This window comes from Nocardia wallacei (assembly GCF_029869545.1).
GTDB lineage: Bacteria > Actinomycetota > Actinomycetes > Mycobacteriales > Mycobacteriaceae > Nocardia > Nocardia wallacei_A.
Genome location: NZ_JARWQD010000282.1, coordinates 1 through 6,998, shown reverse-complemented (window position 1 = coordinate 6,998; position 6,998 = coordinate 1). Strand labels below are relative to the sequence as shown.

The 6,998-nt window shown below is 69.6% G+C and carries 4 protein-coding genes and 1 pseudogene; 3 read left to right on the top strand and 2 right to left on the bottom strand.

Annotated elements, in window-relative coordinates; genetic code table 11:
* Window positions 1-97 precede the first annotated feature (97 nt).
* Window positions 98-262: pseudogene (locus QH290_RS24745) on the bottom strand (amidohydrolase); the annotation flags it as partial.
* A gap of 21 nt (window positions 263-283) precedes the next feature.
* On the opposite strand from QH290_RS24745, the gene QH290_RS24740 reads away from it, so the two are divergent.
* Together QH290_RS24740 and QH290_RS24735 are read left to right on the top strand one after the other, a co-directional pair.
* Window positions 284-988: a demethylmenaquinone methyltransferase gene (locus tag QH290_RS24740; RefSeq protein ID WP_280385442.1), complete on the top strand. Its 705-nt coding sequence runs from the start codon at window positions 284-286 to the stop codon at window positions 986-988.
* Between the two features lie 188 nt (window positions 989-1,176).
* Window positions 1,177-5,418, top strand: a complete 4,242-nt coding sequence (locus tag QH290_RS24735; RefSeq protein ID WP_280385440.1) for a bifunctional nitrate reductase/sulfite reductase flavoprotein subunit alpha — start codon at window positions 1,177-1,179, stop codon at window positions 5,416-5,418.
* A gap of 6 nt (window positions 5,419-5,424) precedes the next feature.
* Here QH290_RS24735 and QH290_RS24730 read toward each other — a convergent pair whose 3' ends face one another.
* Window positions 5,425-6,459, bottom strand: coding sequence for an aldo/keto reductase (locus QH290_RS24730; protein ID WP_280385438.1), 1,035 nt, complete (start codon window positions 6,457-6,459; stop codon window positions 5,425-5,427).
* Window positions 6,460-6,542: 83 nt separating this feature from the next.
* Here QH290_RS24730 and QH290_RS24725 point away from each other — a divergent pair.
* A partial coding sequence (locus QH290_RS24725) for a TetR/AcrR family transcriptional regulator (RefSeq protein ID WP_280385436.1) occupies window positions 6,543-6,998 on the top strand: 456 nt, incomplete at its 3' end.

Below are 6,998 nucleotides of genomic sequence, written 5' to 3'. Positions count from 1 at the left end.
CCATCACCCAGCGCGGCGGCTTCTTGGCCAGCGCGGATCCGGGGAAGATCATGAACTTGGCGTTGCGCGCACCCAGGAATTCCCGGGTCTCGGCCTCGCGGACGCCGATGTGGGACAGCATTCCCGCCAGCAGCGACCAGGTGGCGTGGTCGCCGGTGCGGACGGTGCCGGTCAGCATGCCGGTCTGCGGAATCGCGTTGGGCGCCTTGCCCGCCGACACCGCGCCCCACACCATGACGGAGCTCGTGCGCGGGGTCGCCCGTGCACGTTAGTGTCTGAGATCGTGGCGAAAACAGAGTCGTTTCGGGCCTCGCTGGACAAGCAACCGCACGAGGTCGCGTCGATGTTCGACGGGGTCGCGAAGCGATACGACCTGACCAATACGGTGATGACCGGTGGGCTGGACCGCTATTGGCGGTGGGCGACGCGCAGGGCACTCGAACTGCGGCCCGGGGAGCGGGTCCTCGATCTGGCCGCCGGGACGGGTGTGTCCACGCAGGAGTTGTCCAAATCCGGCGCCTGGTGCGTCGCCGCCGATTTCTCCCAGGGCATGCTCGCGGCGGGCCGGTTCCGCAAGGTGCCGATGGTCGCCGGCGACGCCACCGCGCTGCCGTTCGACGACGATTCGTTCGACGCCGTGACCATCTCCTACGGGCTGCGCAATATCGCCGATTCGGACGCGGCACTGCGGGAGATGCTGCGCGTCACCAAGCCGGGTGGCCGCCTCGTGATCGCGGAGTTCTCCGCACCGGTATTCGCGCCCTTCCGCACGATCTATATGGAATTCGTGATGCGGGCGCTGCCGCGGGTGGCGCGAACGGTGAGCAGCAATCCGGATGCTTACGTGTATCTCGCCGAATCGATCCGGGCGTGGCCGAATCAGCCGCAGCTCGCCCTGCGGATAGCCGATGCGGGGTGGTCGGCGGTGAAATGGCGCAACCTCACCAACGGCATCGTCGCGCTGCATCGGGCGTACAAGCTCGGGTGAGACGCGGTGCCGAGCTGCGCGTGACACTACTCACGCCGCACAGACGGCCGCCGCCCCGACGGGAAATCGGCGTCCGACCAGGCATCGGGCCGACCTCACAACGTCCGCGTGCCCGAGTGAGAACTTTCGTCACCTGGCGATAACGTCCGGTAAATTCACCGCAATCCCGGCTGGACATCATCGGACTCATGTCGGATGCAGCCGAGAGCGGCCCGAGCACGACCAGAACGGCGTGCTCGTACTGCGGGGTGGGCTGCGGCATCGTCGTCGAGACCACCGCCGACGAGCGGGGCGCGCCGATCATCGCCAAGGTGCAGGGCGACAAGCTGCACCCGGTCAACGCGGGCAGGCTGTGCACGAAGGGCGCCACGCACGCCGACCTGATGCGGGCACCGGGCCGGATGACCACGGCCCACCGGCGGCCCGAGCGCGGCGCGTCCCCCGCGCCGGTGCCGGTCGACGACGCGATCCGCGAGGCCGCCGCGCGCCTGCGGGCGATCCTCGACGAGCACGGACCCGACGCGATCGCGCTGTACGTCTCGGGCCAGATGTCGATGGAGGCGCAGTACCTGGCGAACAAGCTCGCGAAGGGTTATCTGCGCACCGTGCACATCGAGGCCAACTCGCGGCTGTGCATGGCCAGCGCCGGTACCGGATACAAGCAGTCGCTGGGTGCGGACGGCCCGCCCGGCTCCTACGACGATATCGACCACGCCGATCTCTTCTTCGTGATCGGCGCCAATATGGCCGACTGCCATCCGATCCTGTACCTGCGCATGGCCGACCGCCGCAAGTCGGGCGCGAAGCTGATCGTCGTCGATCCGCGGCGCACCGAAACCGCCACGCACGCAGACCTTTTCCTGCAGATCGCGCCGGGCACCGATCTGGCACTGTTGAACGGGCTGCTGCACCTGCTGATCGAAAACGGCGATATCGACAAGGATTTCATCGCCGAGCACACCGAGGGCTGGGACTCGATGCCGGAGTTCCTGGCGGACTATCCCCCGGACCGGGTCGCCGAGATCACCGGCCTGGCCGAGGACGACATCCGCACGGCCGCACGGTGGATCGGCGAGGCCGACGAGTGGATGTCGCTGTGGACGATGGGCCTCAACCAGTCCACGCACGGCACCTGGAACACCAACGCGCTGTGCAATCTACATCTGGCCACCGGTGCCATCTGCCGACCGGGCAGCGGTCCGTTCTCGCTGACCGGGCAGCCGAATGCCATGGGCGGCAGGGAAATGGGCTATATGGGCCCCGGCCTGCCCGGCCAGCGCAGCGTGCTCTCGGCGGCCGACCGGACCTTCGTCGAGACCGCATGGGGCGTGGCGCCGGGCACGATCCGCGACCGCTCCGGGCCCGGGACGATCGAGATGTTCCGCGGCATGGCCGAGGGTCGGATCAGGGCGTGCTGGATCGTCTGCAGCAATCCCGTTGCGTCGGTGGCGAATCGCAAGACCGTGATCGCCGGGCTGGAGGCCGCGGAACTGGTGATCGCGCAGGACGTCTACACCGACACGGCCACCAACGCCTACGCCGACCTGCTGCTGCCCGCCACGCTGTGGGCCGAATCCGAGGCGACGATGGTGAATTCGGAGCGCACCGTCACCCTGCTGCGGCGCTCGATCGATCCGCCGGGCGACGCGCGGCCGGACTGGCTGCTGATCGCCCAGGTCGCCACGGCCATGGGCTTCGAGGGGTTCGACTACGCGTCCAGTGCCGAGGTGTTCGACGAGATCCGGCGATTCGCCAATCCGGCAACGGGTTACGACCTGCGCGGCATCGACTACGACATGCTGCGCGAGGGGCCCGCGCAGTGGCCGTGCCCCGATCCGGCGCGGCGCCGCAACCCGATCCGCTATCGCAACGACGGCGTCAGCCAGGAGTCGTTCACCGACGGTGACGGGCATCGGCCCGCGCTCGCCTTCGCCACCCCGAGCCGCCGCGCGGTGTTCTGGCCGCGTCCGCACATGGCGCCGGACGAAATGCCCGACGACGACTACCCGTTCGTGCTCAACACCGGCCGCCTGCCGCACCAGTGGCACACCATGACCAAGACCGGCCGGGTCGCGAAGCTGAACCGGCTCAACGGAAAACCGTTCGTGGAGGTGCATCCCGGCGATGCCGAGCGGATCGGGCTACGGGCCGGGGATCAGGTCGAAATCGCCTCGCGCCGTGGGCGCGCCGTGCTGCCCGTGCAGATCAGCGACCGCGTCCGGCCCGGTGACTGTTTCGCGCCCTTCCACTGGAACGACGAGCAGGGCGAATACCTCACCGTGAACGCCGTGACGAACGATGCGGTCGACGCGGATTCGCTGCAACCGGAGTTCAAGGCGTGCGCGGTCGCCCTGCGGCGGGTCGCGGGCGTCCCGCGGCCGGTGGATTCGAGCGAGACCGGACACCCCGCGCTCCCGCTCGCCGACGGGTCCGGGCATCCCCTCGCCGCCATGCTGGGCCTGGAGACGGCGACGCCGCCGACGCTCACCGAAACCGAGCGCATCTATCTCGGCGGTTATCTGGCGGCGCTGCACGCGCTGCCGGTGCAGGGGCAGCCGACGCTGCCCGAGGCCGCACCGCTGTCCTCGCACACTCGGTTGTGGATCAATGGGCTGCTCGCCGGAATGTATTCGCGCACCGGAGAATTCGAGGCAGCCGATGTTCCGACGCCGCAGCCGATCACCGTGCTGTGGGCGTCGCAGACCGGTACGGCCGAGGAACTCGCCGCATCGGCCGCGGCCCGGCTCGCCGAATCCGGCTACGCCCCGAGGCTGCTCGATATGGACTCCTGCGAGCTGGCCGATCTCACCGGTGATGCGCTGGTGATCACCAGCACCTTCGGCGACGGCGGACCGCCGGACAACGGCGCGGACTTCTGGGATCGCCTGCACGACAGCGCGATCCGATTGACCGGCCTGCGGTTCGCGGTCTTCGCCCTGGGCGACTCCTCCTACGACGACTTCTGCGGGCACGGCCGCACGCTGGACCGCACGCTGTCCGAGCGCGGCGCCACGCGCCTGCTGCCGCGCGTCGACAGCGAACCGGACCACGACGAGACCTCGACACGCTGGCTCGACGAGGTGCTGGCGGCCCTCGAAGGCGGGCAGACCGCGGATACTAACGGCGACAGCCCAACGGCAGCAACAGAACCCGACGCCGACTCCGGCCCGGCGCCCACGGTGGACCCAGCGCCACCCGCACCGGCGCTGGGCGCCACGGCCTCACCCGCACAGGCATCGGGCGTCATGGCCTTGACTGCCTTGGCGCCGGGTGCACCGGGCGCGGCGCGGCCCGCACCGGGACGTGCGCGCCGACCGGCCGCTGCCCCGTTCACGCGCAATTCGCCGGTGGCCGCACCATTGGTCCGCAATACGTTGCTGTCTCGGCCCGGGGCCGGGAAAGAGGTGCGGCAGTTCGGTTTCGACCTGCGCGGGCTCGACGCCACCTACGAGGTCGGCGACTCGCTGGGCGTGTGGCCGACCGTGAGCGAGGACCTGGTGAGCGAATGGCTCGAGGTCACCGGGCTGGACGGGCGGCGCGGCATCGAGCTGGACGACCGGGAGGTGCCGCTGGCCCGGGCATTGCGCTCGCATTACGACATCGCCAAGGTCAGCCGCGACCTGCTGACCTTCGTCGCCGAACACAATCCCAGCCCGCGGCTGGCCAAGCTGCTGCGCCGCGACAATCGCAACGAGCTCGAGCGCTACCTGTGGGACCGGCAGGCGGTCGACGTGCTGCGCGACTTCCCGGTGCGGGCCGATCTCGTCGAATGGCTGGGTGCGCTGAAAAGACTGCAGCCGCGCCAGTATTCGATCTCCTCCAGCCCGCTGGTCGATCGGCACGAGGTGCAGCTGACCGTCGGTGTGCTGCGCTACGGCGATCGCGGCGGTGTCTGTTCCACCTTTCTCGCCGACCGCGGCCGGGATGCCGCCGTGCCCGTATTCCTGCAGCGCGCACCGCATTTCCGTCCGCCCCTGGATCCGAATGCGCCGATGATCATGGTCGGGCCGGGCACCGGCATCGCGCCGTTCCGGGGCTTCCTGCACGAGCGCCGGGCCCTCGGCTGCCGCGGCGCCAACTGGCTGTTCTTCGGCGATCAGCACGCGGCCGACAACTTCTACTACCGCGACGAGCTCGAGGACATGTTCCGCACCGGTTTCCTCACCCGGCTGGACCTGGCCTTCTCCCGCGACCAGCGGGAGCGGATCTATGTGCAGCACCGCATGATCGAGCACGGCGCGGAGCTGTGGTCCTGGCTCGCCGACGGTGCCCACCTGTACGTCTGCGGCGACGCCAGCCGCATGGCCCGCGATGTCGACGAGGCGCTGCTGACCATCGCCCAGGTCCACGGCAAGCTCGACGAGGACCAGGCGCTCGCATTCCGCAAACGCCTCGTGGCCGAGAAACGATACGTCCGCGACGTGTACTGAGGATGCCTAGACGGCCGGTGGGTTGAGGCGGGTGAAGTCGGGGAGGCGGTAGTACGGGTAGTGGGGGTAGGGCGGGGTGACCGCGCTGGCCTTGTCCAGGCGGGCGATCTGGTCGGCGGTCAGCTGCCAGCCGACGGCGCCGAGGTTCTGGCGCAGTTGTTCCTCGTTGCGGGCGCCGACGAGGACCGTGGCGACGGTCGGGCGCGAGAGCAGCCAGTTCAGCGCGATCTGCGGCACGGTCCGGCCGGTCTCGGCGGCGATCTCGTCGAGCACATCGACCACGTCGTAGAGCAGGTCGTCGTCCACGGGCGGACCGGCGTCGGCGGTCTTGTGCAGGCGGCTGCCCTCCGGAAGCGGCTGTCCCCGGCGGATCTTGCCGGTCAACCGCCCCCAGCCGAGCGGGCTCCACACCATCGCCCCGACGCCCTGATCGCGGCCGAGCGGCATCAGCTCCCATTCGTAGTCGCGCCCGACCAGCGAGTAGTACACCTGGTGCGCGATATAGCGGGGCAGGCCGTGCTCGTCCGCCGCCGCCAGCGATTTCATCAGCTGCCAGCCCGCGAAGTTGGAGGCGCCGACGTAGCGGATCTTGCCCGACCGGATCAGATCGTCCAGCGCGCCGAGCACCTCCTCGACCGGGGTGCCCGCATCGAAGGCATGCAACTGGAACAGATCGATGTACTCGGTGCCCAGCCGCCGCAGCGACGCCTCGACCGCGCGGATCAACCGCGCGCGCCCCGACCCGGCGTCGTAGGGCCCGGGCCCCATGGGCAGCGTGGATTTGGTGGCGAGCAGGACCTGGTCGCGACGGCCCTCGATCGCCGCACCGAGCACCTCCTCCGAGGCGCCGCCCGAATACACGTCCGCGGTGTCGAACAGGGTGACGCCCGCCTCCAGGCTGATGTCGACCAGCCTGCGGGCCTGCCGCGCGTCGGTGTCGCCCCACGCGCCGAACAGTTCGCCCCGGCCACCGAAGGTGCCCGCGCCGAAGCTCAATGCCGGGACGAGCAGACCCGAGTTACCCAGACGCCGATATTCCATGACCCGCTCCTAACGGAACCGATGTTTCATTAACTATACTGACCGTACATGAGATCCGCCATTAATGAAACTGGAGACCCGTTATGACCTCTGACACTCCCGGCACGCTACGTCCCGGCGGGCGCACGGCACGAGTCCGCGAGGCCGTGTTGCGCGCCGCGGGCGATCTGCTCGCCGAATCCGGCTTCGCCGGGCTGGACCTGGCCGAGGTGGCGGCCCGGGCAGGTGTCGGCAAGACCACCGTCTACCGGCGCTGGCGCACCCCCGCCGGTCTGGTGGCCGATGTGCTGACCGAGATGGCGGAAACCTCACTGCCCCATGCCGATACCGGTTCCCTGCGCGGCGATCTACTCGCCAACGCCCGCCTGGTGGCCGAGACCCTCACCGATCCCCGCCAGGGTCCGCTGTTCAAATCCCTTGTCGCGGCGGCCCCCTCCGACGCCGAGGCCGCCGCGGCCCAGCACCGCTTCTACGCCACCCCGCTCACCGAGTGGTCCCCGTGCATTAACGCCGCCAACGAGCGAGGTGGGCTGCCCGCC